31 protein-coding genes are annotated in these 25,768 nt (G+C 68.7%); 18 read left to right on the top strand and 13 right to left on the bottom strand.

The window, feature by feature from the left end:
- Positions 1–6: 6 nt before the first annotated feature.
- Both ACIPY8_RS06540 and ilvA read left to right on the top strand, forming a co-directional pair.
- Complete coding sequence (locus tag ACIPY8_RS06540; RefSeq protein ID WP_400816258.1) at positions 7–1,203, top strand: AI-2E family transporter; 1,197 nt, start codon at positions 7–9, stop codon at positions 1,201–1,203.
- On the top strand, positions 1,200–2,429 hold the full coding sequence (ilvA, locus tag ACIPY8_RS06545; protein ID WP_400816260.1) for a threonine ammonia-lyase: 1,230 nt from the start codon (positions 1,200–1,202) through the stop codon (positions 2,427–2,429). Before ACIPY8_RS06540 ends, ilvA begins: the two co-directional genes overlap by 4 nt.
- A 61-nt stretch (positions 2,430–2,490) precedes the next feature.
- On the opposite strand, the gene greA is transcribed toward ilvA, so the two are convergent.
- Together greA and ACIPY8_RS06555 are read right to left on the bottom strand one after the other, a co-directional pair.
- Positions 2,491–2,979 (bottom strand): transcription elongation factor GreA, encoded by a 489-nt coding sequence (gene greA / locus ACIPY8_RS06550; RefSeq protein WP_400816262.1) that lies wholly within the window; start codon positions 2,977–2,979, stop codon positions 2,491–2,493.
- 95 nt (positions 2,980–3,074) lie between these two features.
- Positions 3,075–3,461: a DUF4307 domain-containing protein gene (locus ACIPY8_RS06555; RefSeq protein WP_400816264.1), complete on the bottom strand. Its 387-nt coding sequence runs from the start codon at positions 3,459–3,461 to the stop codon at positions 3,075–3,077.
- A gap of 69 nt (positions 3,462–3,530) precedes the next feature.
- Between ACIPY8_RS06555 and ACIPY8_RS06560 the strand changes: the two genes are divergently transcribed.
- Positions 3,531–3,815: a hypothetical protein gene (locus tag ACIPY8_RS06560; protein WP_400816266.1), complete on the top strand. Its 285-nt coding sequence runs from the start codon at positions 3,531–3,533 to the stop codon at positions 3,813–3,815.
- A 44-nt stretch (positions 3,816–3,859) separates the two neighbouring features.
- Here ACIPY8_RS06560 and ACIPY8_RS06565 read toward each other — a convergent pair whose 3' ends face one another.
- Positions 3,860–4,588 carry a hemolysin III family protein gene (locus ACIPY8_RS06565; RefSeq protein ID WP_400816268.1) on the bottom strand — a complete coding sequence of 243 codons (729 nt, stop codon included), beginning with the start codon at positions 4,586–4,588 and terminating at the stop codon, positions 3,860–3,862.
- 97 nt (positions 4,589–4,685) lie between these two features.
- On the opposite strand from ACIPY8_RS06565, the gene ACIPY8_RS06570 reads away from it, so the two are divergent.
- Together ACIPY8_RS06570 and ACIPY8_RS06575 are read left to right on the top strand one after the other, a co-directional pair.
- Positions 4,686–5,465 carry an isoprenyl transferase gene (locus ACIPY8_RS06570; protein WP_400817663.1) on the top strand — a complete coding sequence of 260 codons (780 nt, stop codon included), beginning with the start codon at positions 4,686–4,688 and terminating at the stop codon, positions 5,463–5,465.
- Positions 5,466–5,663: 198 nt separating this feature from the next.
- Positions 5,664–7,046, top strand: coding sequence for a PhoH family protein (locus ACIPY8_RS06575; protein WP_400816270.1), 1,383 nt, complete (start codon positions 5,664–5,666; stop codon positions 7,044–7,046).
- Between the two features lie 71 nt (positions 7,047–7,117).
- On the opposite strand, the gene ACIPY8_RS06580 is transcribed toward ACIPY8_RS06575, so the two are convergent.
- The 5 genes from ACIPY8_RS06580 to xseA are packed head-to-tail and all read right to left on the bottom strand — an operon-like array spanning position 7,118 to position 11,431.
- Complete coding sequence (locus tag ACIPY8_RS06580) at positions 7,118–8,512, bottom strand: class II fumarate hydratase (RefSeq protein ID WP_400816272.1); 1,395 nt, start codon at positions 8,510–8,512, stop codon at positions 7,118–7,120.
- Complete coding sequence (locus ACIPY8_RS06585; RefSeq protein WP_400816274.1) at positions 8,509–9,198, bottom strand: carbonic anhydrase; 690 nt, start codon at positions 9,196–9,198, stop codon at positions 8,509–8,511. The genes ACIPY8_RS06580 and ACIPY8_RS06585 overlap by 4 nt, the downstream gene beginning before the upstream one ends.
- Positions 9,195–9,839 (bottom strand): DUF4245 family protein, encoded by a 645-nt coding sequence (locus tag ACIPY8_RS06590; RefSeq protein ID WP_400816276.1) that lies wholly within the window; start codon positions 9,837–9,839, stop codon positions 9,195–9,197. The genes ACIPY8_RS06585 and ACIPY8_RS06590 overlap by 4 nt, the downstream gene beginning before the upstream one ends.
- Positions 9,836–10,093, bottom strand: a complete 258-nt coding sequence (locus ACIPY8_RS06595) for an exodeoxyribonuclease VII small subunit (protein WP_400816278.1) — start codon at positions 10,091–10,093, stop codon at positions 9,836–9,838. Before ACIPY8_RS06595 ends, ACIPY8_RS06590 begins: the two co-directional genes overlap by 4 nt.
- A 45-nt stretch (positions 10,094–10,138) precedes the next feature.
- Complete coding sequence (gene xseA, locus ACIPY8_RS06600; RefSeq protein WP_400816280.1) at positions 10,139–11,431, bottom strand: exodeoxyribonuclease VII large subunit; 1,293 nt, start codon at positions 11,429–11,431, stop codon at positions 10,139–10,141.
- Between the two features lie 54 nt (positions 11,432–11,485).
- Here xseA and ACIPY8_RS06605 point away from each other — a divergent pair, with 54 nt between their 5' ends.
- The 3 genes from ACIPY8_RS06605 (at position 11,486) to ACIPY8_RS06615 (ending at position 14,142) form a co-directional block, all read left to right on the top strand.
- A complete protein-coding gene (locus ACIPY8_RS06605; protein WP_400816282.1) occupies positions 11,486–12,565 on the top strand; it encodes a 4-hydroxy-3-methylbut-2-enyl diphosphate reductase in 1,080 nt (359 codons plus the stop codon).
- A gap of 4 nt (positions 12,566–12,569) precedes the next feature.
- The gene (locus ACIPY8_RS06610) at positions 12,570–13,361 is read left to right on the top strand and encodes an IclR family transcriptional regulator (protein WP_400816284.1); all 792 of its coding nucleotides are present in this window, start codon (positions 12,570–12,572) and stop codon (positions 13,359–13,361) included.
- A 256-nt stretch (positions 13,362–13,617) separates the two neighbouring features.
- The gene (locus ACIPY8_RS06615; RefSeq protein WP_400816286.1) at positions 13,618–14,142 is read left to right on the top strand and encodes a DUF6264 family protein; all 525 of its coding nucleotides are present in this window, start codon (positions 13,618–13,620) and stop codon (positions 14,140–14,142) included.
- A gap of 84 nt (positions 14,143–14,226) precedes the next feature.
- On the opposite strand, the gene fbaA is transcribed toward ACIPY8_RS06615, so the two are convergent.
- Positions 14,227–15,255: a class II fructose-bisphosphate aldolase gene (gene fbaA / locus ACIPY8_RS06620; RefSeq protein WP_400816287.1), complete on the bottom strand. Its 1,029-nt coding sequence runs from the start codon at positions 15,253–15,255 to the stop codon at positions 14,227–14,229.
- Positions 15,256–15,438: 183 nt separating this feature from the next.
- On the opposite strand from fbaA, the gene glpX reads away from it, so the two are divergent.
- Positions 15,439–16,425, top strand: a complete 987-nt coding sequence (glpX, locus tag ACIPY8_RS06625; protein ID WP_050721474.1) for a class II fructose-bisphosphatase — start codon at positions 15,439–15,441, stop codon at positions 16,423–16,425.
- A 158-nt stretch (positions 16,426–16,583) separates the two neighbouring features.
- The gene (locus ACIPY8_RS06630) at positions 16,584–16,874 is read left to right on the top strand and encodes a hypothetical protein (RefSeq protein ID WP_400816289.1); all 291 of its coding nucleotides are present in this window, start codon (positions 16,584–16,586) and stop codon (positions 16,872–16,874) included.
- 22 nt (positions 16,875–16,896) lie between these two features.
- On the opposite strand, the gene ACIPY8_RS06635 is transcribed toward ACIPY8_RS06630, so the two are convergent.
- On the bottom strand, positions 16,897–18,165 hold the full coding sequence (locus ACIPY8_RS06635) for a DNA recombination protein RmuC (protein WP_400816291.1): 1,269 nt from the start codon (positions 18,163–18,165) through the stop codon (positions 16,897–16,899).
- Positions 18,166–18,227: 62 nt separating this feature from the next.
- Positions 18,228–18,821, bottom strand: coding sequence for an exonuclease domain-containing protein (locus tag ACIPY8_RS06640; protein ID WP_400816293.1), 594 nt, complete (start codon positions 18,819–18,821; stop codon positions 18,228–18,230).
- Positions 18,822–18,880: 59 nt separating this feature from the next.
- On the opposite strand from ACIPY8_RS06640, the gene ACIPY8_RS06645 reads away from it, so the two are divergent.
- Together ACIPY8_RS06645 and ychF are read left to right on the top strand one after the other, a co-directional pair.
- Complete coding sequence (locus tag ACIPY8_RS06645; RefSeq protein ID WP_400816295.1) at positions 18,881–19,621, top strand: class I SAM-dependent methyltransferase; 741 nt, start codon at positions 18,881–18,883, stop codon at positions 19,619–19,621.
- Between the two features lie 154 nt (positions 19,622–19,775).
- Positions 19,776–20,849, top strand: a complete 1,074-nt coding sequence (gene ychF / locus ACIPY8_RS06650) for a redox-regulated ATPase YchF (protein ID WP_400816297.1) — start codon at positions 19,776–19,778, stop codon at positions 20,847–20,849.
- Positions 20,850–20,883: 34 nt separating this feature from the next.
- Here ychF and ACIPY8_RS06655 read toward each other — a convergent pair whose 3' ends face one another.
- Together ACIPY8_RS06655 and ACIPY8_RS06660 are read right to left on the bottom strand one after the other, a co-directional pair.
- A complete protein-coding gene (locus tag ACIPY8_RS06655) occupies positions 20,884–22,011 on the bottom strand; it encodes a DUF5677 domain-containing protein (RefSeq protein WP_400816299.1) in 1,128 nt (375 codons plus the stop codon).
- A gap of 162 nt (positions 22,012–22,173) precedes the next feature.
- The gene (locus ACIPY8_RS06660) at positions 22,174–22,572 is read right to left on the bottom strand and encodes a hypothetical protein (protein WP_400816301.1); all 399 of its coding nucleotides are present in this window, start codon (positions 22,570–22,572) and stop codon (positions 22,174–22,176) included.
- A gap of 141 nt (positions 22,573–22,713) precedes the next feature.
- Between ACIPY8_RS06660 and ACIPY8_RS06665 the strand changes: the two genes are divergently transcribed.
- From ACIPY8_RS06665 to ACIPY8_RS06690, 6 genes are all read left to right on the top strand, one after another.
- Complete coding sequence (locus tag ACIPY8_RS06665; protein ID WP_400816303.1) at positions 22,714–23,127, top strand: hypothetical protein; 414 nt, start codon at positions 22,714–22,716, stop codon at positions 23,125–23,127.
- Positions 23,128–23,232: 105 nt separating this feature from the next.
- The gene (locus ACIPY8_RS06670; RefSeq protein WP_400816305.1) at positions 23,233–23,598 is read left to right on the top strand and encodes a hypothetical protein; all 366 of its coding nucleotides are present in this window, start codon (positions 23,233–23,235) and stop codon (positions 23,596–23,598) included.
- 53 nt (positions 23,599–23,651) lie between these two features.
- The gene (locus tag ACIPY8_RS06675; protein ID WP_400816307.1) at positions 23,652–24,068 is read left to right on the top strand and encodes a DUF6228 family protein; all 417 of its coding nucleotides are present in this window, start codon (positions 23,652–23,654) and stop codon (positions 24,066–24,068) included.
- 25 nt (positions 24,069–24,093) lie between these two features.
- Positions 24,094–24,537 (top strand): DUF4279 domain-containing protein, encoded by a 444-nt coding sequence (locus ACIPY8_RS06680; protein ID WP_400816309.1) that lies wholly within the window; start codon positions 24,094–24,096, stop codon positions 24,535–24,537.
- Positions 24,538–24,634: 97 nt separating this feature from the next.
- On the top strand, positions 24,635–25,195 hold the full coding sequence (locus ACIPY8_RS06685) for an alpha/beta fold hydrolase (RefSeq protein WP_400816311.1): 561 nt from the start codon (positions 24,635–24,637) through the stop codon (positions 25,193–25,195).
- A 4-nt stretch (positions 25,196–25,199) separates the two neighbouring features.
- Positions 25,200–25,748 (top strand): isochorismatase family protein, encoded by a 549-nt coding sequence (locus ACIPY8_RS06690; RefSeq protein ID WP_400816313.1) that lies wholly within the window; start codon positions 25,200–25,202, stop codon positions 25,746–25,748.
- Positions 25,749–25,768 lie beyond the last annotated feature (20 nt).

The raw sequence follows: 25,768 nt of genomic DNA on the forward strand, positions 1-25,768 counted from the left end.
TGGGCGATGAGCGAAGAGCAGCGTCCGCGGCTGAGGGATCTCTTCCGCCCGCGCGCGACATCGACGGACCGCACGGTCACGACCGAGGCCGACGAGGCGGTCCCGCGCGGACTCCGCATCACCGCCGCGTACGCGTGGCGACTGCTCCTCATCGCGGCCGTCGTGTCGGGATTCATCTGGATCGTCATCCAGCTCAAACTCCTCGTCATCCCGCTCATGGTCGGCATCCTCATCACGGCGCTGCTGTGGCCCGCCTTCCAGTGGATGCTGCGGCACAGGTTCCCGCGCTGGCTCGCGGTCGCGATCTCGATCGTCGGCACGATCGCGATCGTGTCGGTGCTCATGTGGCTCGTCATCTGGCAGATCCGTCAGCAGCTCTCCGACGTGCAGAAGCGCAGCGCCGACGCGATCGAGCAGTTCCGGCAGTTCCTCATCGACGGCCCGCTGCATCTCAGCGAGAAGCAGATCCAGGGGTACATCGATCAGGGGCTGCAGATCATCAACGAGCAGGCCCAGCTGCTCTTCAACGGCGCCCTCGCCGTCGGCACGACCGCGGCGCACGTCGTCACCGGCGCCGTGCTCGCTCTCTTCATCCTCATCTGCCTCCTCGCCGACGGCGGCCGCATCTGGCGCTGGACCCTGCGGCTCTTCCCGCGTGCGGCTCGCCCCGCCGCCGACGCCGCCGCCACGAACGGCTTCGCGACCCTCGTCAACTACGCGCGCACTCAGCTCTTCGTCGCCGCGATCGACGCGGTCGGCATCGGCGTCGGCGCGGCGCTGCTCGGCGTTCCCCTCGCGATCCCCGTGGCGGTCCTCGTCTTCCTCGGTTCGTTCGTGCCGATCGTCGGCGCCGTGGTCACGGGCGCGATCGCCGTCGTGCTCGCGCTCGTCTACAACGGTCCGTGGATCGCGCTCGCCATGCTCGGCGTCGTCCTGGCGGTCCAGCAGATCGAGGGACACATCCTGCAGCCGATCATGATGGGATCGGCGGTGAAGGTGCACCCGCTCGCCGTGGTGCTCGTCGTCGCCGGCGGATCCATGGTCGGCGGCATCCCCGGGGCCCTGTTCGCAGTGCCCCTCGCGGCGTTCGTCAACGTCGCCGCGGTCACCATCAGCACGGGCTCGTGGCGCACCGGCGACCAGCCGACCGCCGACCTGATCTGGAGCACAGTCCCGCGACAGCGGACACGGAGGAATCGATGAGCGCAGTCCCCAGCCTGGCCGAGTTCGAGAGCGCTGCTCAGGGTCTGGCTGAGGTGATCATGCACACGCCGACCCTGCCCTCACGGGCGTTGACGGACGTGCTCGGCTCCCCGGTGCTCCTGAAGATGGAGAACCTGCAGCGCACCGGCTCGTTCAAGATCCGCGGCGCCGCCTTCCGACTGTCACGGCTGAGCCCCGAGGAGCGCGCCCGCGGCGTCGTGGCCGCGTCCGCAGGCAACCACGCGCAGGGCGTCGCCCTCGCCGCCCAGGCGCTCGGCATCCCCGCCACGATCTTCATGCCGCTCGGCGTGCCCGTGCCGAAGCTCCTCGCGACGCGGGGCTATGGTGCCGAGGTCGTCCTGGAGGGCGAGACCGTCGCGACCTCGCTGCGCCTCGCCGCCGAGTTCTCCGAGCGCACGGGTGCCGTGCTCATCCACCCGTTCGACCATCGTGACATCGTGATCGGCCAGGGCACTCTCGGGCTCGAGCTGCTCGACGACGCGCCCGACGTGGACACGATCGTGCTCGGCATCGGCGGGGGCGGGCTCATCGCCGGCGTCGCGGCCGCCGCCAAGGCTCGTGCCGCGCAGCGCGGACGCACCGTGCGGATCATCGGGGTGCAGGCCGAGAACGCCGCGGCCGTACCGCCGTCGCTCGACGCGGGGCGCCCGGTGGACATCGAGACCCGTCCGACGATCGCCGACGGCATCCTCGTCGCACGTCCGGGCGCGATCCCGTTCGAGATCATCAAGGATCTCGTCGACGAGGTCGTGACCGTGTCGGACGACGACCTCGCCCGCGCGATCCTCATCCTCCTGGAGCAGACGCGTGTGGTCGCCGAGCCCGCGGGCGCCGCGGGCGTGGCGGCGATCCTCTCGGGCAAGGTGCAGGGGAGCGGCACCACGATGGCCGTGCTCTCCGGCGGCAACATCGATCCGCTGCTCCTGCAGCGCGTGGTCTCCCACGGACTCGCCGCGTCGGGCCGCTACCTCACGATCCGCATCCCGCTGCCCGATCGCCCCGGACAGCTCGCCCGCGTCTCCGAGCTCATCGCGGAGGCCGGCGCGAACGTCATCGAGGCGATGCACACGCGGCACGGCCACGGGCTGCAGCTCAACGACGTCATCCTCGAGCTCAGCGTCGAGACGCGCGGTCCCGAGCACTCCGAGCTCACGCTGGACACGCTCCGCCGGGAGGGCTTCCTCCCGCTCGTCGTCCCCGATTGAGAAATCCTGCAGACGACGAAGGCCCTCTCCGCGCGGAGAGGGCCTTCGTCGTGTAACCGGGTCAGCCGGTGTAGGTCTCGACCTTCACGACCTCGACCGCGATGGAGCGGCCGTTGGGAGCCTCGTACGACGACTTCTCGCCGACCTTGAGACCGAGGATGGCCTGCCCGAGCGGGCTCGCCTCGCTGTACACGTCGAGGTCGCTACCGGCCGCGATCTCGCGGCTCCCGAGGAGGAAGACCTCCTCGCCGCCCGCCACGACGGCCGTGACGACCGTGCCGGGCTCGACGATGCCGCGGCTCGCGGGCGCCTCGCCGACCTTGGCGGTCTTCAGCAGGCCCTCCAGCGTGCGGATACGGGCCTCCTGCTTGCCCTGCTCGTCCTTGGCGGCGTGGTAGCCGCCGTTCTCCTTGAGGTCGCCCTCCTCGCGGGCGGCCTCGATGCGCTTGGCGATCTCGTCGCGTCCGGTCGTGGACAGGTGCTCCAGCTCGGCGACGAGCCGGTCGTAGGCTTCCTGCGTGAGGAAGGGAACCTGAGCGTCGGTAGACATGACGAAGCTCCTTCTTTCGGTATCCGCCGATGTCTGCCGGGGATATGCCAAGACGCCCCGGCACGGTGCCGGGGCGTCGTCTGTCTGCCCCGAGTCTAGGCGACCCAGCAGCTGTTCACCAAACCTGTCGTCGCCTCGGACACGGTCGGGACGGTCGCCGAGAGGGCCTGCGAATGGTTGTCGGATGCCGGGATCTCGACGACTTTCCAGCCCACGACGCCGAACTCCTCGTCGAGCGCCTCGACCACGCACACGACGTCTCGGCCCGAGGCGCCGGTGACCTGGAAGCGCACGTCGACGCTGTGCTCGTCGACGAGCTCGAAGCCCAGGTCGTCGGAGTCGACGGAGTTCATCTGCGACGTCACCGTCATCCACCCGAAGGCGCCGACGAGGAGCACGCCGATCGCGATGAGGACGATCCAGGGTCCCCGGCGTCGGCGGGTGCGGCCGTAGCGGTCGTCGAGCTGTTCTGCGGTCGTCACGGGGTGGGTCTTCCGGTCGTTAGGCTGGTATCTCCAGGTTATGCGACCTGCGCAGGAAAGGCAGACTCCATGCTCGCTCTGACCGAGACCCCGATGCCGACACCGACCATGACGGTGGCGCCCGAGGCGGTCACCCCCGGCTTCGTCGGCTTCGCCGTCGTCGTGCTGCTGCTCGTCGCCGTGATCCTGCTGATCCTCGACATGAACCGCCGCATCCGTCGTGTGCGGTACCGCGAGGAGGTCCGGGAGGAGCTGGACGCGGAGGAGGCCGCCCGCGCCGCCGACGAGGCGACCGAGACGGACGCCGACCTGCCCGAGGTCCGAGAGGGCGACGACGACCCCGAGAAGCGCTGATCCCGGGATCCTCGCGTCGGAGGTCCCGCGTCAGAGGTCGCGCGTCAGGCGCCCAGCGAGGGTGACAGCGGCTGCAGCGCGATGAGCAGGCACGCCGTCCAGTGGCAGAGGAACGCGAGCACCGTGCACACGTGGAAGATCTCGTGGAAGCCGAAGTGCCCCGGCCACGGGTTGGGCTTCTTGAGCGCGTACACCACCGCACCGCCCGTGTAGAGCAGACCGCCGACGATCACGAGCACCATCATCGCGACGTTCGCGTTCAGCAGGTCCACGATGTACATGACGGCGGCCCAGCCCAGCAGCAGGTACAGCGCGACGTACAGCCAACGGGGGGCGTTGATCCAGAAGACGCGGAACAGGATGCCGAGGAGCGCGCCGCTCCACACGAGGATCAGCAGCAGCATCCCCTTCTCGGGAGGCAGCGCGAGCACGGCGAGCGGGGTGTAGGTTCCGGCGATGAGCAGCAGGATGTTGGCGTGGTCGATCCGCTTCAGGACGACCTTGACCCTGGGGCCCCAGTCGAACCGGTGATACACCGCGGAGTTGCCGAACAGCAGCAGCGAGCTCGCCGCGAACACGGCGGCCGCCCACTTCGCCGCTCCGCCCTGCGAGAAGACGATCAGAAGCACGCCGGCGGCGATCGCGACGGGGAAGGTGCCGGCGTGGATCCATCCGCGCCAGGTCGGCTTGATCTCGACGTGCGCGTCGTCGGCTGCCTCTTTGAGAAGGGGCAGCTGCGGGAGGTCGGGGGCGGAGTCTTCGGGAGTGCTCACGTGCTCACTCTAGGTGTCGCGCCATTCCGCCAGGCGTACATATCCTGAGCGCCCGCCCTCGGTGTTCCCGGCCGCGGCGCGATAGCGTAGGGAGGTGATGTCACGTGAGGGTCAGGGGCGGGGGCCGCTGTACCGGCTCTACACCAGCAGGCTGCGCCGCCACCTCGATCCGGCGTCCATGCCGCACCACGTCGCGATGATGATCGACGGCAATCGGCGCTGGGCCCGGCAGCTCGGCTACGACACCCCCGCCGAGGGGCACCGGGCGGGAGCTGCCAAGATGCGGGAGTTCCTCGGGTGGTGCGACGAGCTGGGCATCCGCGTCGTATCGCTGTACCTCCTGTCGAGCGACAACCTGCGCAAGCGGGACTCGGCGGAGCTCGCCGACCTCATCGAGATCATCGCCGAACTCGCCGAGGCGCTGTCGCGCGAGGGCAACTGGCGGGTCAAGCACGTGGGCCGCTCCGACATCCTGCCGCCCGAGCTCGCCCGCGTGCTCGACGACGCCCAGGAGCGCACCAAGGACCACACCGGGCTGCATGTGAACCTCGCCGTCGGGTACGGCGGACGCAACGAGATCGTCGACGCGGTGCGCAGCATCGTGACAGCCCATCAGGCCTCCGGGGGCACGATCGAGGACCTCGCCGCGCACCTGACGCCGGAGATGATCGGGGAGCACCTGTACACGGGCGGGCAGCCGGATCCCGACCTCGTGATCCGGACGAGCGGCGAGCAGCGGCTCAGCGACTTCCTGCTGTGGCAGAGCGCGCACAGCGAGTTCTACTTCGTCGAGGCGCTGGGCCCGGACCTCCGCCAGGTCGACTTCCTGCGCGCCATCCGCGACTTCGCCGACCGCGATCGCCGCTTCGGCCGCTGAGATGGATGACGCACGCCCGCGCGTGTTCACCGACACGTAACGAATTGCGGGCGTGTCGAGCCGCCGAAATGTCGGTCGCTGGTCGTAACTTCTAGGCATCGGGCAAGGCGCCCGTCGAGTCGGCCTCAGGTTCGCGACTCGTGACCCCCTGGTCGACTCGTTCGAAATAGCCGGGATTCCCCGGGTCGGGAGTGGGTCGTGACCTCACGTACAGCGCAGCAGTCCACCAGCACCGCGCAGCAGTCCACCCGTAAGACGACGAGGCGGGCGACGTCCGCGAGTCCCGATCAGGACCTGCGCACGTACGTGCTGGACACCTCGGTCCTGCTGAGCGATCCGCAGGCCCTGTTCCGGTTCGCCGAGCACTCCGTGGTCCTCCCGGTCGTCGTCATCACCGAACTCGAGGGCAAGCGCCATGACCCGGAGATCGGCTACTTCGCACGCCAGGCGCTCCGGCACCTCGACGATCTGCGCATCGAGCACGGGCGCCTCGACTTCCCCGTCGAGGTCGGCGAGGGCGGCACTCTCCGCGTCGAGCTCGCCAACGCCGACACCTCGGTGCTCCCCGCCGGCATCCGCCTGAGCGACAACGACAGCCGCATCCTCTCGGTCGCGATGCACCTCGCGCAGGACGGGCAGGACGTCACGATCGTGTCGAAGGATCTCCCGATGCGCGTCAAGGCGGCGTCGCTGGGCCTCCGCGCCGAGGAGTACCTGGCCGAGCAGGCCGTCGACTCCGGGTGGACCGGCATCACGACCCTGAACCTGTCGGGCGACGAGATCAGCGACCTGTACGAGAGCGAGGTGGGCATCAGCGAGGACGCACGAGGGCTGCCGGTCAACACCGGGCTCATCATCCACTCCGAGCGCGGTTCGGCGCTCGGGCGTGTGACGGGTGACGGCGAGTACCGCCTGGTGCGCGGGGATCGCGACATCTTCGGGATGCACGGTCGCTCCGCCGAGCAGCGCATCGCGATCGACCTGCTCCTCGACCCCGAGGTCGGCATCGTGTCGCTCGGCGGTCGTGCCGGAACCGGAAAGTCGGCCCTCGCACTGTGCGCGGGTCTCGAGGCGGTGCTCGAGCGTCAGCAGCAGAAGAAGATCATCGTGTTCCGGCCGCTGTTCGCGGTCGGCGGCCAGGAGCTCGGCTACCTCCCCGGCGACCAGGGCGAGAAGATGGGGCCGTGGGGCCAGGCGGTGTTCGACACGCTCGGCTCGGTGGTCTCCGGCAACGTCATGGAGGAGGTCGTCGAGCGGGGGCTGCTGGAGGTTCTGCCCCTCACGCACATCCGTGGACGCTCGCTGCACGACGCGTTCGTGATCGTCGACGAGGCGCAGTCCCTCGAGCGCAACGTGCTCCTCACGGTGCTCAGCCGGATGGGGCAGAACTCGCGGGTCATCCTCACCCACGACGTGGGCCAGCGCGACAACCTCCGCGTCGGTCGGCACGACGGCATCGCCAGCGTCATCGAGACCCTCAAGGGCCATGACCTGTTCGCCCACGTCACCCTGACTCGGTCGGAGCGCTCCGCGATCGCCGCGCTCGTGACGGAACTCCTGGAGGGCGGAGAGCTCAGCTAGAACCGACCTCGACGACGGATGCCGCAGGGAACTCGTCCCTGCGGCATCCGTCTGTCCGGCTGAACCGCGGTTCAGCCCGGGTGCGTCATGGAGAGCAGGTCGAGCTTCTCGTCCAGCTGCTCCAGGGTGAGGTCGCCGCGCTCGACGTAGCCGAGGTCGATGACCGCGTCGCGCACCGTGATGCCCTTCGCGACCGAGTGCTTCGCGATCTTCGCCGCGGCCTCGTAGCCGATGAGCTTGTTGAGCGGCGTCACGATCGACGGGCTCATGCCGGCGAACGCGGCCGCGCGCTCGGTGTTGGCCTGCAGACCGTCGACCGTCTTGTCGGCGAGCACGCGCGAGGCGTTCGCCAGTAGGCGGATCGACTCGAGTACAGCGGTGCCCATGACGGGGATCGCGACGTTGAGCTCGAAGGAACCGGATGCGCCGGCCCACGCGACCGTCGCGTCGTTGCCGATCACGCGTGCGCACACCATGAGCACGGCCTCGGGGACGACCGGGTTGACCTTGCCCGGCATGATCGACGAGCCGGGCTGCAGGTCGGGGATGTGCAGCTCGCCCAGACCCGTGTTGGGGCCGGAGCCCATCCAGCGGAGGTCGTTGTTGATCTTCGTCAGCGACACCGCGATCGTGCGCAGCGCGCCGGAGGCCTCGACGAGTCCGTCGCGGTTGGCCTGCGCCTCGAAGTGGTCCTTCGCCTCGGTGATGGGCAGCTCGGTCTCGGCCGCGAGCAGCGCGATGACCTTCTGCGGGAAGCCGAGCGGCGTGTTGATGCCGGTGCCGGTGGCGGTGCCGCCCAGAGGAACCTCGGCGACGCGGGGAAGCGCCGACTGCACGCGCTCGATGCCCAGGCGGATCTGGCGTGCGTAGCCGCCGAACTCCTGGCCGAGCGTGACAGGGGTCGCGTCCATGAGGTGCGTACGACCGGACTTGACCGCGTCCTTCCACAGCTCGGCCTTGGCCTCGAGGGCGACGGCGAGGTGGTCGAGCGCCGGGATGAGCGTGTCGATGAGCGCCTGCGTGACGGCGATGTGCACCGAGGTCGGGAACACGTCGTTCGACGACTGCGAGGCGTTCACGTGGTCGTTCGGGTGCACGGTGGAGCCGAGGATGCGGGTCGCGAGCGTGGCGAGCACCTCGTTCATGTTCATGTTCGAGGACGTGCCGGACCCGGTCTGGTACGTGTCGACCGGGAACTCACCGTCGTGCGCACCGGAGGCGACCTGGTCGGCGGCCTGGGCGATCGCGTCGGCGATCGCGCCGTCGAGCGTGCCGAGCTCCTTGTTCGCGAGTGCGGCGGCCTTCTTGATGCGTGCGAGCGCCGCGATCTGCGTCGACTCGAGGCCCTTGCCCGAGATCGGGAAGTTCTCCACGGCGCGCTGCGTCTGCGCCCCGTAGAGCGCGTTCACGGGCACCCGCACCTCACCCATGGTGTCGTGCTCGATGCGGTAGTCGATGTCGGTCATTCCGAACCTTCCTTGGTTGCGGGGCTCTGCCCCTCGGTCTCGATTCCGTCGGTCTCGATGCCGACCGTGACGACGGGCACCGCGGTGCCCTCGGCGAGTCGGTAGTTGGCGCCCACGATGCCCAGACGTCCCTCGGCCACGGCGTTCGAGATGATCTCGGACGACTGCAGCAGATCGCCCACCGTGTTGCGCAGGTGTTCGCGTCCCACGAGTTCGGCGTCGATCTCGTCGACCGTGCTGCCGCCGCTCTCGGCGAGAACCTTGCGGGCGGCGGGGACGATCGGGGCGATGAGCTTCCAGATGTGCGGAGGGAGCGGAGCCGCGTCGATCGCGGTGCCGTCGATGGCGGCGCGCACCGCACCGCACGAGTCGTGGGCGAGCACCACGATCAGCGGGACCTCGAGCACGGCGACCGCGTACTCGAGGCTCGCGACGATGGACTCGCCGATCACCTGTCCGGCGTTGCGCACCACGAACAGGTCGCCGAGCCCGAGATCGAAGATGATCTCCGCGGCGAGGCGTGAGTCGGAGCATCCGAACAGAGTGGCGACCGGATGCTGTGCCTCGGCGAGGTTGCGTCGTCGGGCGACGTCCTGGTTCGGGTGGCGGGGGGCGTCGTCGACGAAGCGCTGGTTTCCCTCCTGCATCTGCTTCCAGGCGTCGGCGGGTGTGAGCGTCTGTGTCATGAGGACTCCGAGAGTTCGCGGATCTGGGGGACGAGCGACTCGGCGAGTTCGGCCGTGGAATCGGCGGAGCGCGAGCCGTACAGGAGCACGTAGTCGTCGCCGGCCTGCGTGCCGATCGCGTAGGTGAGGTTCTGCTTCGCACCGGCGTCGCCGAGGGAGTAGACGTCCCACTCGAGGCCGCCGATCGTCCTCGTGTCCGTGGGCGCGATGCCGTTGAGACGCTGGGGGGCCCAGGACGAGTCGGCGTCGAAGGCCTGAGCGAGCTTGACGAAGCCGCGCTCGTTCTCCGACGCGGGGGCGAGAGTGACGTCCCACACGACGGTCGCGCCGCTCGTGAGGCCGGCGGCGTTGACGCGCCAGAAGTCGTCGTCGATCGGGACGATGACCGGGCTGTCCATCGTCGTCTCGACATCGGCGGCGATGCGGGCGACGTCGATCGTGCGGGGGGACGCGGGCTCGCCGCGCGGCACCGCGAACACGATCACGGCGACGATCGCGAGCGTCGCGATGAGCGCGGCGACGAGGCCGCGCACGGTCTGGCTGGAGCGGTACGCGCGGCTGAACTCGGCCTTGCGCGTCGCTGTCTCCTCGGGGGTCTCGGGACGGCCGAGCTCCGCGACGACAGGAGGGCGCTTGCTCACGACTCGCCCTCGCCGGACACGGCATCGGAGTCGGATGCCGCGGCGCGGGCGGCGTCGAGGCGGCGCTTCGCGCCCAGGAGCCATTCCTCGCAGCGAGCGGCCAGCGCTTCTCCACGCTCCCACAGGGCGAGCGACTGCTCGAGGGTCGGCGCGCCCTGCTCGAGCTCCGACACCACCTTCACGAGCTCGTCGCGCGCGGCCTCGAACGACAGCGTGTCAACGGGGGTGTCGTTCAGCGCACTCACGCCCTCCATCCTACGCGTTGCGCGAGGGCTCTCCTGCGGGGAGCAGGACTCGCCTCACTCCGGCCGAGGGCCGGCGCTCTCGGCGATCTCGCCTTCGGAGCGCGCTGCGAGGGACCCGCGGTCGACCGTGATCGTGAGTGCGCTGCCGGCCGGAGCGTCGGCCGCGTCTCGGAGGATCACGCCTCCGTCCAGGTGCGCGATGGCGTACCCGCGGGCCAGCGTCGCGGCGGGGGACAGCGCCCGCAGCGAGGCGCGCAGCTCGCTCGTGGCCCTGCCCGCTGCGTCCAGCCGTCGGGTGACGGTGTCGCGGCCGCGCGACAGAAGCAGCCACACGTCTTGCGAACGCGCGTCGATGATGGGGTCGGGCGAACGCAGCGCCGGACGTGAGCGCAGTTGCTCGAGCTGAGCGATGTCGTGGGAGACGCGCTGCGTCAGTCGCATGGTCGCCCGTGAACGGAGCTGGGCGATGAGGGCGCGCTGCTCGCTCACATCGGGGACGACCCGCTTGGCCGCATCGGTGGGGGTCGAGGCCCGGAGATCGGCGACGTCGTCGAGCAGCGGGTGGTCGTTCTCGTGGCCGATCGCGCTCACGACTGGGGTCCTCGCGGCGGCGACGGCCCGCACCAGACGCTCGTCGCTGAAGCCGAGCAGCGTCTGCGGGTCGCCGCCGCCGCGGGCGATCACGATCACGTCGACGTCGGGATCGGCATCCAGCCGGGCGAGAGCGGCCAGCGTGTCGGGCACGCAGCGGTCGCCCTGCACGGCGGCGTACTCGGTGCGGAAGCGCACCTGCGGCCAGCGCAGCTCCGCGTTGCGGTGCACGTCCTTCTCGGCGTCCGACCTCTCGCCCGTGATGAGGCCGATCACGTGGGGGAGGAACGGCAGACGCTTCTTGCGGGCGGGGTCGAACAGCCCCTCCTGACGCAGCTGCGCCCGCAGACGCTCGAGCCGCTCGAGCTGGTCGCCGAGGCCGACGTGCTTCATGGCCGACACGGCGAAGCTGAAGTCGCCGGCCTTCACGAAGTAGTCGGCCTTGACCGCTGCGACGACGTGATCGCCGACGCCCAGGTCGTTCGGGATGCGCGGACGCACGCTCGACCAGATCCGGATCGAGATCTGCGCGTCGGATCGGGTGTCCTTGAGGCGCGCGAAGACGTTGCCGGCGCGGACGTTCCACGAGGTGATCTCGCCCTCGACCCACACGGTGTTCCAGCGCGCCACGAAGTCGCGGATCGTCGCGTTGAGGCGCGCGACGGAGGTCGGCGCGTCGGCCGAGGAGTCGCGCGGGGCGACGGCGTCGGCGGGCGGGGTCTCTCCTGATCGCGTCGTCGCTTCGAAGACGGTCATCCGCTCAGTTCACCTTCCCGGTCCTGCTCAGGCAGTCGGCGGTAGAATTCGAGTGTGACTTCGACTGCCGTTCATCTCCCTGCCCCGCGTGTCCCTCGAGTGCGTGCGGCGGCCGGGCGGCTTCAGGATAACCCGGTCGTCGGACACAAGCGGGTACTGCTCGCCGCCCCGCGCGGATACTGCGCCGGCGTCGATCGCGCGGTCGTCGCCGTCGAGAAGGCGCTCGAGCGCTACGGCGCCCCCGTCTACGTGCGCAAGCAGATCGTGCACAACATCCACGTCGTGACCGAGCTCGAGGAGAAGGGCGCGATCTTCGTGGAGGAGGTCGACGAGGTGCCCGAGGGCGCGCACGTCGTGTTCAGCGCGCACGGGGTCTCGCCAGCCGTCGTCAACGCGGCCTCGGACCGAGGGCTGCATGCGATCGACGCCACCTGCCCGCTCGTCACGAAGGTCCACCGCGAGGCCGTCCGGTTCGCGCGGGACGACTTCGAGATCCTCCTGATCGGCCACGACGGCCACGAAGAGGTCGAGGGCACCGCGGGCGAGGCTCCGAACCACGTCACGGTGGTGAACTCCCCGGAGGAGGCCGACACCGTGCAGGTGAAGGACCCCACCAAGGTCGTCTGGCTGTCGCAGACGACGCTCTCCGTCGACGAGACCATGGAGACGGTCAACCGCCTGCGCACGCGCTTCCCCGATCTGCAGAACCCGCCGTCCGACGACATCTGCTACGCCACTCAGAACCGTCAGGTCGCCATCAAGAAGGTCGCCGCGAACGCGGACCTCGTGATCGTCGTAGGGTCGTCCAACTCGTCGAACTCCGTGCGCCTCGTCGAGGTCGCCCTCGAGTACGGCGCCAAGGCGGCCTACCGCGTCGACTACGCCGAGGAGATCCAGCAGGAGTGGCTCGACGGCGTCGAGACCGTCGGGGTGACCAGCGGCGCCTCCGTGCCCGAGGTGCTCGTGCGCGAAGTGCTCGACGCGATCGGCGACGCGGGCTACCGCGACGTCGAAGAGGTGAAGACGGCCGAGGAGGACCTCATGTTCTCCCTGCCGAAGGAGCTGCGTCAGGACTCGTCCGGGCAGCGCGACGCTCGCGCGCTCGGGGGACGCGCATCCGGCGGAAGCGCGTAGCACCGTGAGCGCCGCGGAAGCGGAGCCGACCCTCATCGGGTCCGTGCAGCGCGCGCTGCGTCTGGTGGACATCGTCGCCAACTCCCCGCGACCGCTGCCCGTCAAGATGCTCGCGGCGATCACCGGGCTCACCCTCGGCACGACGTACAACCTCGTGCGTACGCTGATCCACGAGGGCTACCTGACGAACGAGCCGGACGGACTCGTCCTCGGATCCCGATTCCCGGCCTTCCAGAACGAGGTCGACTCGCGCGGGGTGTTCCTCGCCCGCGTGCGTTCGGCGCTGCGCGAGGTCACCGACGAGGTGGGGGCGACGGCGTATCTGTCGCGTTTCCACGATGGCGAGATGCACCTCGTCGACATCGTGGACGCCGTGCGGAATCCCCGCATCGAGCTGTGGGTGGGTCTCGACGCGAGCGCGCACGCGACGGCGCTCGGCAAGCAGATCCTCACCGATCTGTCGGACGAGGAGCGCCTCGACTACCTGTCACGGCACCGCCTCGAGGAGCTCACGCCGCGCACGATCAGCGATCGACGGACCCTCCTCACGCAGCTCGAGCACTCGCCGGGGTTCGCCATCGATCGCGAGGAGTACGCGGTCGGCAACACGTGCGTCGCGGTGCCGGTCATCGCTCCGAACGTCACGGCATCCCTGGCGATCTCCCTCCCCGCCGATCACGCGGTGGTCGATCGGAACCTCGTCGCGAGCCTGCAGCGCACGGCGAGACGGCTCTCGCTGCAGCTCGGCGCGGATGCGCTGGACGGCAGCGCCGTCAGCGGGGACTTCTCCATCTGAGGTTGTTTCACCATCTGAAGAAATCCCTCTGGTGGAAGTGCGGAGGCTTTCCTATCCTCGGTGATGTGGACGTCTGTGCGAACGACGTCCACGAGTGGTGGGACGTCCCCAGTGTCCCGGTCCACTTGGACGGCGAGTGTCCCCAGTGCTCGTCGTCCGCGGCCCCGAGGATTCCCCATGCCTCCGGGGCCGTCATCGTCTTGTCGGGGCGCTCCGGCTGGGAGCCCCTCCGAGCCACGGCGGATAGCATGGCGGCATGACCGATCAGCGTCCGCAGTACGGGGAGCTCGCGACTCCCGAGGAGCAGCGGAAGGCGGCCGGTCTGCCGCCGCTGGACCAGGCCCCTCCCGTCCTCGTCGACGCGCCGCCCGTCGCGACGGCACCGGAGACCCCGCCGGTGAAGCGCTCGCACCCGGTGGATCGCGTGATCACGATCGGACTGCTCGCCTACGGGCTGATCAACGTCGTCATGACGGGACTGTCGTACCTGGACTTCGCGACCGCCATGAACGAGGTCATGCGCGTGGTCGGCGTCGAGGGGGAGTTCACGAACTACGCGCAGGGCAGGCTCTGGGGGACCGTCGCGGCGATCGTCCTCGTCGTCGGCTGGTCGCTCACCGCCACGGTCTCGATCCGTCGCCTGCGTCGCGGACTCGTCGCCTGGTGGGTGCCGATCGTCGGCGCGGTCGTGACGATGATCGCGACCTCCATCTGCGTCGCGATCCCCCTCATGGCGGACCCCGCCTTCATGGAGTACATCGCGCGGACCTCCGGGTCCTGACGTCTCGGGCGGCGCCGCGCACGCGCCGACGAGAGATGCCCCCGGCCGATCGGCCGGGGGCATCCGCGTCCTCAGGAGCGGGGATCAGCTCTTCGACTGGCCGTAGGAGCCGAGCTGGCGCGTGGACTCCACGACGCGGGCGGCCATGGCAGTCTCCGCGACCTTGCCCCAGGCGCGCGGGTCGTACTGCTTCTTGTTGCCGACCTCGCCGTCGACCTTGAGGACGCCGTCGTAGTTCTTGAACATGTAGTCGGCGATCGCGCGCGTGTACGCGTACTGCGTGTCGGTGTCGATGTTCATCTTGATGACGCCGTTCGCGACCGCGAGGGCGATCTCCTCGTCGGTCGAGCCGGAGCCGCCGTGGAAGACGAGGTCGAGGGGCTTCGCCCCGGTGTCGTACTTCGCGGCGACCTGCTGCTGGATCTCGCCGAGGAGCTCCGGGCGCAGCTTCACCCCTCCGGGCTTATAGACGCCGTGGACGTTGCCGAACGTGAGGGCGGCGATGTAGCGGCCCTGCTCGCCGAGTCCCAGCGCCTGCACGGCCTGGTCGACGTCGGCGAAGGTCGTGTAGAGAGCCTCGTTCGAGCCTTCGTGCGCGACGCCGTCCTCCTCGCCGCCGACGACGCCGATCTCGACCTCGAGGATCGCGTTGATCGCCTTCATGCGGGGGAGCAGGTCCTTCGCGATCTCGATGTTCTCGGCGAGCGGCACGGCCGAGCCGTCCCACATGTGCGACTGGAAGATCGGGTTGCGGCCGGCCTTGACCTCCTCCTCGGAGGCGGCGATGAGCGGCTCGACGAAGCCCGCGAGCGCGTCCTTCGGGCAGTGGTCGGTGTGCAGCGCGACGGTGACGGGGTAGTTCTTGGCGACCTCGGTCGCGTAGCGCGCGAAGGCGAGGGCGCCGGTGGCGCGCGCCTTGACGGTGTGACCGGCGAAGTAGTCGGCGCCGCCCGTCGTGACCTGGATGATGCCGTCGGAACCGGCTTCGGTCAGGCCCTGGAGGACGGAGTTGATGGTCTGCGAGCTCGAGACGTTGAAAGCCGGGTACGCGAAGCCGCCGGCCTTCGCGCGGTCGAGCATTTCGGCGTACTGATCCGGGGTGGCGACGGGCATGAGAACTCCTGCGGTAGGGGAAGCCGGGACAGCAGTCACTCTATCGGTGAGCACCGGAGGATGCTGTCGGGCGGACGCCGGTCCGGCCCGCCTCCTGCGCTCCTGTTAAGAAACGCGATTCCTTCACGTCATGCTCGACGAAAAGGGGGCGTTCGCCGACGTTCCTCTGGCTATGCTGACCGCATGGTGAGTCTGACGGCCGATCTGAGCCCCCTGCGTCCCGACCGTAATCTCGCAATGGAACTGGTGCGTGCGACCGAGGCCGCGGCCATCCGAGCGGTGCCGTTCATCGGCCGCGGAGCCAAGGAGGCCGCCGACGGCGCCGCCGTGGACGCGATGCGGGCCTTCCTGGGCACCGTCGCGTTCCAGGGGCGCGTCGTGATCGGCGAGGGCGAGAAGGACAACGCTCCGATGCTGTTCAACGGCGAGGAGGTCGGCACCGGTGTCGGCCCCGAGTGCGACATCGCGGTGGACCCGATCGACGGGACCTCGCTCACCGCCGCCGGACGCCAGAACGCGCTCTCGGTCATCGCGGTCTCCGACCGGGGATCTATGCTCGACGCGTCCAGCGTGTTCTACATGGACAAGCTCGTCACCGGTCCTGCCGGCGTCGGCGTCGTCGACATCCGCCTCCCGATCGGGGAGAACATCCGCAAGCTGGCGGGAGCGCTCGGAAAGCCTGTCGACGAGATCGTCGTCTCCGTGCTCAACCGTCCGCGTCACGAGAAGCTCATCCAGGAGATCCGCGACGCCGGTGCGGGCACTCGACTCATGAGCGACGGCGATGTCGCCGGCGGGATCAACGCGGCCCGCCACGCGGCCCGCACGGACATGTGCGTCGGCGTGGGCGGCAGCCCGGAGGGCATCGTCACCGCGTGCGCGATCAAGGCGCTGGGCGGTCACATCCAGGGCCGTCTCTGGCCGCGCGACGACGACGAGCGCCAGCGGGGCATCGACGCCGGCCTCGACATGGACAAGGTGTACGAGGCCGACGACCTCGTGCGCGGAGACAACACGATCTTCGTCGCGACGGGCGTCACGGACGGCCAACTCGTCGGCGGTGTGCGCCGTGAGGGCGGGTACATCTACACCGAGAGCGTGGTGCTGCGCGGCGCCTCCGGAACGCTGCGCCGCATCGCGTCCGAGCACCTCGTCTCGAAGTGGCTCTGAGCGCCGCGTCGATCGCGCCTCCAGGGCATCGTTACCGAGCCGTCATCCGCTGTTCGACGCCCATGCCGGGCTTCCGGCGACCCTCATGGCACAATTGAGGCTGGGTTTGTCGCCGTCGACGGAGCCGCCAGGCACCGCAGGCTGAGGAGGGCGAGAACATGGCAACGCAGCACACGAGCGGAACTCCCGCACGGACGAAGATCGTCACCACGAACACCGGTCGCATCCTTCGGGTGAACCTCGACGAGGTGTCCGCGCCCGGTGCGGCCGCTCCCGGAGCCCCTGCTCCCGCCGTGGTCGTCACCGACCCGGCTCGTCGTGCGGACGTGCTCTTCCGCAAGCGTCGCGACGAAGGGCACGAGCTCAGCTCCTGGTGGATGGTCGGCGCGTTCGTCGTCACCAGCGGCCTCGTGATCCTGCTGCTCAGCGGCGTTCCCGGCGTCGCCTGACGCTCGTCCTCGATCGCCGACGTCAGCGGGTGTGCGCCGCGTCGTCGGAGTCGAGCCGACCGCGCACGTCGCCGACATCCGCACGAAGGCGTTCATCGGCGTCGTCGGACACCCCGTCCGCGCCCACGAGCTCGGAGGCCGTGAAGCGTCGTGACTGCGCGGTGATCGCCGACGGAGCAGCGTCGAGACCGGATGTGTCGATGCCGGGGAACTGCCGCGCCGTCACGAGCACACGGCTCTCGAGAGAGCCGGCGAAGCGGTTGTAGCTGTCGACGGTGCGTTCGAGCGCACGGCGCAGATCGTCGGCGTGCCCGGCGAGCACGCCGAGCCGGTCGTAGAGCTGCGTGCCGAGCGTCAGCAGGGCGCGGGCCTCGGTCGACACCTCCTGCTGCGTCCACGTGTAGGCGACGGTCTTGAGCACGGCCCAGAGGTTCACCGGGGACGCGAGCGCCACGCGGCGGGCGAACGCGTGGTCGAGCAGCGTCGGGTCCTCGTCGATCGCGGCGGCGAGCAGTGACTCGCTGGGCAGGAAGCAGATCACGAACTCCGGACCGGCCTCGAGCCCCGACCAGTACGCCTTCTTCGCGAGGGCGTCGACGTGCGCACGCACGGCCTTCACGTGCCTCTGGATGAGCGTGCGGCGCTGCGCCTCGTGGGCGTCGCCGAGAGGGAGCGCCGATGCCTCGAGGTAGGCGTCGAGCGGCACCTTCGCGTCGACCGCGATCGAGGCCCCGCCCGCGAGGCGGATCACCATGTCGGGGCGTCCCTGGCCGCGGTCGGAGGCGATCGTGGACTGCAGGTCGAAGTCCACGTGACGGGTGAGCCCCGCGGCCTCGACCACACGCCGCAGCTGGGTCTCGCCCCAGACGCCGCGCGTCGCCGTCGAGCGGAGGGCACCCGCCAGGGACTCCGTGGTGGCCCGCAGCGCCTCATCGGATTCCTGAGCGCGCCGCAGCTGCTCTGTGAGCGATCCGAACTGCTCCTGACGGTCGTTCTCCATCGCCGCGACCTTGCTCTGCATCTGCTGCAGACTCTCTCGCACCGGAGCGAGGGCCGTCAGCACGGCGTTCTGCTGCTGCACGCGCTGCGCCTCGACGCGTTGCTCGTGTCGGGCGTGCTCCACGGCATCCCGGTACAGGTCGTACTGGCGGTCGCGGTCGTCGCGCGCAGCGGTGAGCTCGGCCTGTGCGCGCGCGAGCTCTGCCGCACCGCGGCCGGAGCGCAGCATCCAGCCCCCGGCGCCGCCGATGAGCAGCGCCACCAGGAGGAGAACGATCGTGAGAGCATCCATGCGTCCATCGTGGCCGGTGCCTCGGACATTCCGCGGCGCGACGCGGGGGAGCGGGCTCCGGGTCAGGCGACCGCGCGCTCGGGGGCGGCGACGACCGGCTCCGTCACGCGCAGCTGGAGAGCGCTCGCGAGGGCGAACACATCCGGGACCGCGAGTCGACGCGCCGCGTCCATCACGATGTGGGCGCACGCGAGGGCGTCGGCGAGCGCGTCATGGTGCGAGAAGCCGGTGAACCCGGCGGCCTCGGCTGCGCGGGGCAGCCGGTAGGAGTCGAGGTCGTACACCTTGCGGGCCACCTGCAGGCTGCACAGGGAGCGGTACGGAGGGCAGCTCACCGCGGTCGCCTCCGAAGCCCGGCGCAGAACGTTGAGGTCGAATCCGGCGTTGTGCGCCACCAGCACGTCGGAACCGGCGAAGTCGCACAGATCGACGAACTGCTCGGTCCAGGACGCCGCCGAGCGCACGTCGTGCGGACGGATCCCGTGGATCTTGATGTTCCACTCCTGGAATTCGTCGTGGCCTGCCGGCGGGCGGATGAGCCATCCTGCGGTCGCGACCACCTTCCCGTCGCGCACCCGGACGAGCCCGACGGAGCACGCGGAGGCGGGGCTGGAGTTCGCCGTCTCGAAGTCGATAGCGGTGAAGTCCAGGGGCACGATCTCACTCTCCCCCGACTCTCCCGACAGGCGAGGAGGACGCGCCGTAGGCTGGCGACATGAGCGACGGACTGTCCACATCCTTCGGCGCCGAGGCGCACAACTACGAGCTCGGGCGTCCCGAGTACCCGTTCGATGCGGTCGCCTGGATGCTCGAGCGTCTGCCTGCGGACTCGCACCGCGTCGCCGATGTCGGCGCGGGGACGGGGAAGCTCACACGCGTGCTCGCGAAGGCTCCGGACGCCGAGGTCGTCGCGATCGACCCGGATGCCGAGATGCTCGCGACCCTGCGCGCGGCGCTCCCCGGAGTGCCCACGTTCGTCGGCACGGCCGAGCAGCTGCCTCTTCCCGATGCGAGCCTCGACGCCGTCGTGCTGGGTCAGGCCTGGCACTGGGTCGACCCCGTGCGCGGTTCCGAGGAGGTCGGACGCGTGCTGCGCGACGGCGGCGTCCTCGGACTCATCTGGAACATCCGCGACGACCGCGTCGACTGGGTGCGCAGGCTCACGGAGATCATGCACGGCAGCCACGCCGAGATCATGCTCGCGGGCGGAGGACCGGTGGTCGCGGCGCCGATGGGTCCGCTGGAGGAGCACACCTGGGAGTGGGTGCGCCCGATCACGCGCGATCTGCTGCACCGGATGGCCTCCTCGCGCAGCTACGTCATCACCGCGCCCGAGGAGGAGAAGCAGCGGATCCGTCGCGACATGGACGCGCTCTTCGACGAGCTCGGCCTCACGGAGGGGGCGACGATCGACCTGCCGTACGTGACGCGGGCCTATCGCAGCGTGAAGGTCTGAGGACCGGCGTCGCCTACGCCCTGTCCCGGAGGTAGGTGATGTCCCCGGCGTAGGCCGTTTCGCGGCGCATCCTCCTCCGTGGGAGACATCGCCTACCTGCGCGACGGGCTCTGGCTGTCGGGCCGACAGGGCCGGCCGGGTAGACTCGTACCCCGTGGCTCTCACTATCGGAATCGTCGGCCTGCCCAACGTCGGCAAGTCCACCCTCTTCAACGCTCTGACCAAGAACGACGTGCTCGCGGCGAACTACCCGTTCGCGACGATCGAGCCGAACGTCGGCGTGGTGAACCTGCCGGATCCGCGGCTCGACAAGCTCGCCGAGATCTTCCACAGCGAGCGCGTCCTGCCCGCTGCGGTGTCGTTCGTCGACATCGCCGGCATCGTGCGAGGCGCGAGCGAGGGCGAGGGCCTCGGCAACAAGTTCCTCGCCAACATCCGGGAGGCGGATGCGATCGCGCAGGTGGTCCGCGGCTTCGCCGACGACGACGTGGTGCACGTGGACGGCGCCGTCAACCCGGCATCCGACATGGAGACCATCAACGCCGAGCTCATGCTCGCCGACCTCGAGACCGTCGACAAGGCGATCACGCGGTACGAGAAGGAGGTCCGCGGCAAGAAGGTCGAGCCCCTCGTGCTCGAGACCGCCGTCGCCGCGAAGGACGCGTTGGAGCGCGGCATCCTGCTCTCCACCAGCGGACTCGACCTCGCCCCGATCCGCGAGCTCGGCCTGCTGACCTCCAAGCCCGTGATCTTCGTCTTCAACGTCGACGAGGGAGTGCTCACCGACTCCGCCCGCAAGGAGGAGCTCGCGGCGCTCGTCGCCCCCGCCCAGGCGATCTTCCTCGACGCGAAGATCGAGTCCGAGCTCAAGGACCTCGACCCCGAGGACGCCGCGGAGCTCCTCGCCTCGACCGGCCAGGACGAGTCGGGTCTCGACCAGCTCGCCCGCATCGGCTTCGCCACGCTCGGCCTGCAGACGTACCTCACCGCAGGGCCGAAGGAGGCCCGCGCGTGGACGATCCCGCAGGGCGCCAAGGCGCCGCAGGCCGCCGGAGTCATCCACACCGACTTCGAGAAGGGCTTCATCAAGGCGGAGATCGTGTCGTTCGACGACCTCGTCGAGACCGGCTCGGTCGTCGAGGCGCGCGCCAAGGGCAAGGCCCGCCTCGAGGGCAAGGACTACGTCATGCAGGACGGCGACGTCGTCGAGTTCCGCTTCAACAACTGAGCGGGACAGTGTGATCGAAGGCGGACGCCTGAGGTCAAATTCTGAGGAAGATGTCATCTATGTCCAGCTCGGGCAACTTGGCCATGGACCGTCGTGCCCATTCCGGGTCGATCATGGCTTGAGCGTGTGTGATCTGAAGTTGCGCTTCCTTCATTGTGTAACGGAGCACCTCCGTCCAGTAAACAATTTCTACGTTTTGTCTCGAACTCATGACGGCTCTCAAGAAGGCCGTGGCGCTCTGATGCAAGCTGTCCATACATTCATACGCTGGCATGTAAAAGCCCACAGGTCGTGGACCATGGAGATAGACGCCCAAGGAGTCCGCGGCGGCTGACTTCATCGATCCGCTATGCGATGCGTGAACGTGGTGACTGGCGTTCGAGAAGCGCGAGCTTGAATCGACATTCCCATATGCTCTGCTTATGTCCGCGTATGTTACGCGACGGTTGTCGAAGGCGGGCGACGCCCAGCCGTATGGTCTGGACATGGAGGCCCCATGGCGCTGGATGACGCGCTGATACTGCTTATCAATTAATTGGGCCGTCTCAGCAGTGAGGCCGCGAATATGGCCGTCCTCTTTCCGGCGCCACATTTCCACATGGTGGCTTGCCTCGAATCGGTTTGCGATCTCCGTACTGCTCCGCTCGATGAAGGTCGCAATGACGCCGAGTTCGACTACGGTTCGCATGCGGGCTTCAGCACCGTCCGGAAACCCGCGTTCGAGCAATGCAAAGGTTTCGTTGGTCGCGGTCATGGCCCGTTGGAGTAGTCCGGCCAAGACTTGCGCCTTCCGACGCGGGCGCCCCTGCTGGAGCCAGCGAGAGCCCGCGAACGCCAATACATGGCCGCAGATCGAGAGATAGGCCGAGACGAAGTCCAATGATTCGTCTAGAAGCTCAGCGACCGAGTCGCTGACCAGGTCGGGAAACGCACGCGCCGCCGAGCCAAGCTCCGCGAGGTCCTCTGGAAGGTGCCAGTCCAGATTCTCAAGAAAGTCACGTGCCTTTTCGTGCGGGTCAGCCTTCGGATTTCGACGTCTGTAGGAGGTGATACTCCCCGCGATTCTCTGCGAGAGCTTCTTCAGAAACACTCGCTCGAGATCAGCCAGCTTCATTGCCTGGTCTGCTTCGGTTGACTGCCCGTCGCCTGGGGATGTCCTCATGGCTGAAGTATGCCGGTTTACGCAGCTGGGTGTTCGCGATCGTGGCGCTGGCGCGCGCGATTGCAGCTTCGAAGTTCTTACTCTGCCCATCGAATGTGCAGAGCAAACAATGGTTGCTTGATTACGTGACGTCGTCGAGTTCCGCTTCAACAACTGACGGGTCTAAGCGACATCCGACGAGGGTGGCGTGCGCGTGCGCGTGCGCCTGCACTGATCGTCGACGTCGAGCGTCACCACGAACTCCATCGTCTCATCGCTGGACTGATCGATCACTTCCTCGGTGTAGAGAGTGATGATCTCGGCGTCGTCCTGCGGATCGTTGCCGCTGAATGCAGCGCCACTGGGGATGCGTTCGACTCCGATGCGCGAGCCGTCCGCCCGGATGTACTCGATGTCGACGACCGTGCCTTCCACCTCCGCAACCGGTGCGTCGACCGTGTGAACGACCTGGAAGAACTGCCCATCAGGGGTTGTGAGATACACCCACCGCACACGCTGATACCGCGTGACCTCGGGGCCACAGCACGTGTGCTCCCCGCGAGCGTGGATGATGATCTGCATCCGCCCACGTTATCGGCCCGCGCTCGCGGGAAGCGCTGACGACGTGCTGCGGAGCGCCGAGTCGTCGACGCGGTGGCGGCGAGGACAGCGGCACACCAGGACGTCGATCTGTGGCGCGCCCCCCGCCGCTAGCTTGGGGGGATGATCGCTCCTTCGCTTGCTGAACAGTTCGCGTGGATGAAGGCGATGCGACCGGAGACCGCTCGCATCGACTTCGTCTTCAACAACGGAGACAGGCTGCACCCGCTGCTCGAGCTCTTGGCGCATCTCGATTCGGTGAGAACGATCGGTGTCGGTCCCGGCTACGGTCACTACGGCAGGGGGCGCCCGACCGCGGTGAAGCGCAGCTACGCGTACGACCGCGACATCGTTCGTGCGATTGAAAGCCTCGGTGGGTTCTTCCCTGAAGCCACGAGTCGCGAGCAGTGGACAGGATTGGGAGACGTCGACGTCGCCTTCTTCGACAAGAGAGGCAGGCTTCTCGGGGCGACCGTGACTCACGAGGGTATGCTCATCGAACCAACCGACGAGGACGACCGGACCCGCTGGTCATGACGGCGCTCGGTAGCGGAACGTCGTCGAGCTCCGACACAGTTAGGCATCACAATGGTTGTCCCACACGTACCCGATGATCTGCTCTCCAGGCTCATAGGTGATCGGATGTACTCCGTCGAGTTCGTCCTCAACGACTATGTTCAGTTCCGCTTCGACGGATTGGCGCAGGGGGCGCCGGTGACGTTGAACTCCTATGTCTGGCCGGTGGTGGAGTTCGGAGGGCGTACCTGGCTCGAGGACGACCTCGGATACGCGGATGCGATTCGTCGGCTCACACCAGGAGCTGTCATCGCGACGACCGAGCGGACTGGCCACGGGATCAGAATCGAACTCGATACGGGTGCTTTCGTGATCCACCCGAGCGTCGAGGACGTCAACGTCGAGATCGCTGAGATCAGGGGTTGGAGCGACGGTGCATGGATGGTGTGGCGTCCGGGTGCGCACAGCTTTGAAGATCTTCCGCAGCCCTGATGCAGAACGACACACGGAGAAGTTCCGCTTCATCAACTGACGGACGGAGAGCCATGTCCACCGATGCTGTGAGCCTCGGTGACGCGATTGCGTCGCTGACTTTCTCGGACCTGCGGTTCGACGCTTCCGGGTTTGCAATGCTGGATGTGCGACTTCGAGGACCGGGCCTCGACGCTTCGTTGGGCTGCTACGTCCACGATCCGAGGGAACTCGCGCAGTACTTCCGCTCGCTCGATGCCGGCTGGCGCGGATGGTCGGGGGAACGGCGGTATGCATCGCTGGAGGGCGAAGTGGTTCTGAGCGCCCGACATGGTCGGCGGATAGAGATCGCGACGTCGCTCGGGTTCGTGCCGGGTGGCGACGTCTCGGTGGGCTGGAGCTGCACGGCCGGGGTCAGCGTCGAGCCCGGCGAGCAGCTGGCGGGCTTCGTCCGCGACTTCGACGGGTTCCTCGCCGCGTCGACCCGCTGATCCGCATGCCCGTAGTCTGACGCGTGTGATCCAGGGGAACCGTGCCTCGCTCATCGTCCACAGCGACGTCAGGACCGTCAGCGAGATCTCAGCGCTGTTGGGTCTCGAGCCGGACCGTTGGGGCGAGAGCGGCGAGGTCGTCATGCACAGGAGGGGGCGGCCGGACGTATCGAGGCGTCGCCCTTACCCTCACTCCTTCTGGGCCTCGGAGACGATCACGCGTGAACCGGCTTCCGAAGACCAGACGGGCTTCGCCGCGCTCCGCAAGCTCGTCGATCTCTTGGAGCCGTGCGCGGACGCGCTCGCAGAGCTGCGCCAGGACGGCGAGACGATCATCTGGTGGTCGGGTGACTCGGACAGCACGCAAGGCGGATTCGTCCTGGAGGCGGACCTGCTCCGACGTGCGGCGATCCTGGGCTGTGACATCTACGGCACGACCTACCTTTCCGAGGACGCGGATGACGGCTGAGCGCGGTCACCACGAGCTCACCCCGGTGAGGCGAACCTAACCCCGCCGCGATACGCTGGACAGCGACCCCTGCAGACGACCGAGGAGCCGCACGCGCATGACCGACACCCAGATCTTCGAGCCCGACGGCCGCGCCATCCCCTTCGCCGACGAGGGCGACGGTCCGGTCAAGCTGGTGCTCATCCAGGAGCAGGGCCTCGCCGCGGACGTCCTGGGCGTCGCCGCGCACTACCTCGCCGAGGAGGCGGGCTTCCACGTGCTGCGCATCGGCCACCGCGCGGGTGAGGCGTCGCTGGAGGAGCGGGTCGCGGATGCCGTCGCCGTGATCGACCACGTCGGCATCGAGGACACCTGGATCGGCGGACACGGCTACGGCGGCACGATCGCCCGCGCCCTCGTCGCCGCCCACGTCGACCGCGCCAACGGACTGCTGCTGCTCGGCGTCGAAGACGTCGACATCCCGGTCGCCCCGGCCATCCCCGTGTTGATCGTGCAGGGCACCGAGGACACGGACACGCCTCCTGCGAACGCCGAGGCGCTGCAGGCGAGCGTCCCCGACCGCTCGAGCATCAAGACGATCGCCGGCGACCACCTCTTCCCGATGCATCACCCGATCGAGACCGGTGTGATCATCGAGGAGTACCTGGACTGGGACTGACGCCGTGACCGACCTCTCGCAGCGCCCCGAGCGCACCGTCGTCATCGTGATCGACATGCAGGCCGGGGTGACGCGCGGCTGCGTCGACGAGCACGGCGTGCTCGAACGGGCGGACGCCCTCGTCCGACGCGCCCGCGAGGCGGGAACGCCCGTGGTGTGGGTGCATCACGACCCGGTCGGCGTCGGTACGCCGGACTGGGAGCTCGCCGCACCGCTGCACCGCGTCGACGGGGAGTCGCTGGTCCGCAAGGACTACCGCGACTCCTTCGCCGACACCGACCTCCGCGACGTACTCGACCGATCGGGTGCGACGCGTCTCGTGATCGCCGGTGCGCAGTCGGACTTCTGCGTCCGCACGACCATGCAGCGCGCCGCGGCCGAGGGCTACGACGTCACCCTCGTGAGCGACGCGCACACCACGGTCGGCACCGAGTGGGACGGCGTGCCGATCTCGGGCGAGCAGATCGTCGCGCACACGAACATGTACTTCTCGGGGCTCCGCTATCCGGGCCAGCGCTTCGAACTGGAGACGCACGACGTCGTACGGCTCTGAGCACTGCGTCGCGAGCGCTA

Origin of the sequence: Microbacterium sp. NPDC089696 (genome assembly GCF_044749125.1) — a bacterium.
GTDB lineage: Bacteria > Actinomycetota > Actinomycetes > Actinomycetales > Microbacteriaceae > Microbacterium.

Coding starts and splice junctions, on each gene's coding strand:
- ACIPY8_RS06540 (WP_400816258.1), top strand. CDS start 7: ATGAGCGAAGAGCAGCGTCCGCGGCTGAGGGATCTCTTCCGCCCGCGC.
- ilvA (WP_400816260.1), top strand. CDS start 1,200: ATGAGCGCAGTCCCCAGCCTGGCCGAGTTCGAGAGCGCTGCTCAGGGT.
- greA (WP_400816262.1), bottom strand. CDS start 2,979: ATGTCTACCGACGCTCAGGTTCCCTTCCTCACGCAGGAAGCCTACGAC.
- ACIPY8_RS06560 (WP_400816266.1), top strand. CDS start 3,531: ATGCTCGCTCTGACCGAGACCCCGATGCCGACACCGACCATGACGGTG.
- ACIPY8_RS06570 (WP_400817663.1), top strand. CDS start 4,686: ATGTCACGTGAGGGTCAGGGGCGGGGGCCGCTGTACCGGCTCTACACC.
- ACIPY8_RS06580 (WP_400816272.1), bottom strand. CDS start 8,512: ATGACCGACATCGACTACCGCATCGAGCACGACACCATGGGTGAGGTG.
- ACIPY8_RS06585 (WP_400816274.1), bottom strand. CDS start 9,198: ATGACACAGACGCTCACACCCGCCGACGCCTGGAAGCAGATGCAGGAG.
- ACIPY8_RS06595 (WP_400816278.1), bottom strand. CDS start 10,093: ATGGAGGGCGTGAGTGCGCTGAACGACACCCCCGTTGACACGCTGTCG.
- xseA (WP_400816280.1), bottom strand. CDS start 11,431: ATGACCGTCTTCGAAGCGACGACGCGATCAGGAGAGACCCCGCCCGCC.
- ACIPY8_RS06615 (WP_400816286.1), top strand. CDS start 13,618: ATGACCGATCAGCGTCCGCAGTACGGGGAGCTCGCGACTCCCGAGGAG.
- fbaA (WP_400816287.1), bottom strand. CDS start 15,255: ATGCCCGTCGCCACCCCGGATCAGTACGCCGAAATGCTCGACCGCGCG.
- glpX (WP_050721474.1), top strand. CDS start 15,439: ATGGTGAGTCTGACGGCCGATCTGAGCCCCCTGCGTCCCGACCGTAAT.
- ACIPY8_RS06630 (WP_400816289.1), top strand. CDS start 16,584: ATGGCAACGCAGCACACGAGCGGAACTCCCGCACGGACGAAGATCGTC.
- ACIPY8_RS06635 (WP_400816291.1), bottom strand. CDS start 18,165: ATGGATGCTCTCACGATCGTTCTCCTCCTGGTGGCGCTGCTCATCGGC.
- ACIPY8_RS06645 (WP_400816295.1), top strand. CDS start 18,881: ATGAGCGACGGACTGTCCACATCCTTCGGCGCCGAGGCGCACAACTAC.
- ACIPY8_RS06655 (WP_400816299.1), bottom strand. CDS start 22,011: ATGAGGACATCCCCAGGCGACGGGCAGTCAACCGAAGCAGACCAGGCA.
- ACIPY8_RS06660 (WP_400816301.1), bottom strand. CDS start 22,572: ATGCAGATCATCATCCACGCTCGCGGGGAGCACACGTGCTGTGGCCCC.
- ACIPY8_RS06665 (WP_400816303.1), top strand. CDS start 22,714: ATGATCGCTCCTTCGCTTGCTGAACAGTTCGCGTGGATGAAGGCGATG.
- ACIPY8_RS06670 (WP_400816305.1), top strand. CDS start 23,233: ATGTACTCCGTCGAGTTCGTCCTCAACGACTATGTTCAGTTCCGCTTC.
- ACIPY8_RS06675 (WP_400816307.1), top strand. CDS start 23,652: ATGTCCACCGATGCTGTGAGCCTCGGTGACGCGATTGCGTCGCTGACT.
- ACIPY8_RS06685 (WP_400816311.1), top strand. CDS start 24,635: ATGACCGACACCCAGATCTTCGAGCCCGACGGCCGCGCCATCCCCTTC.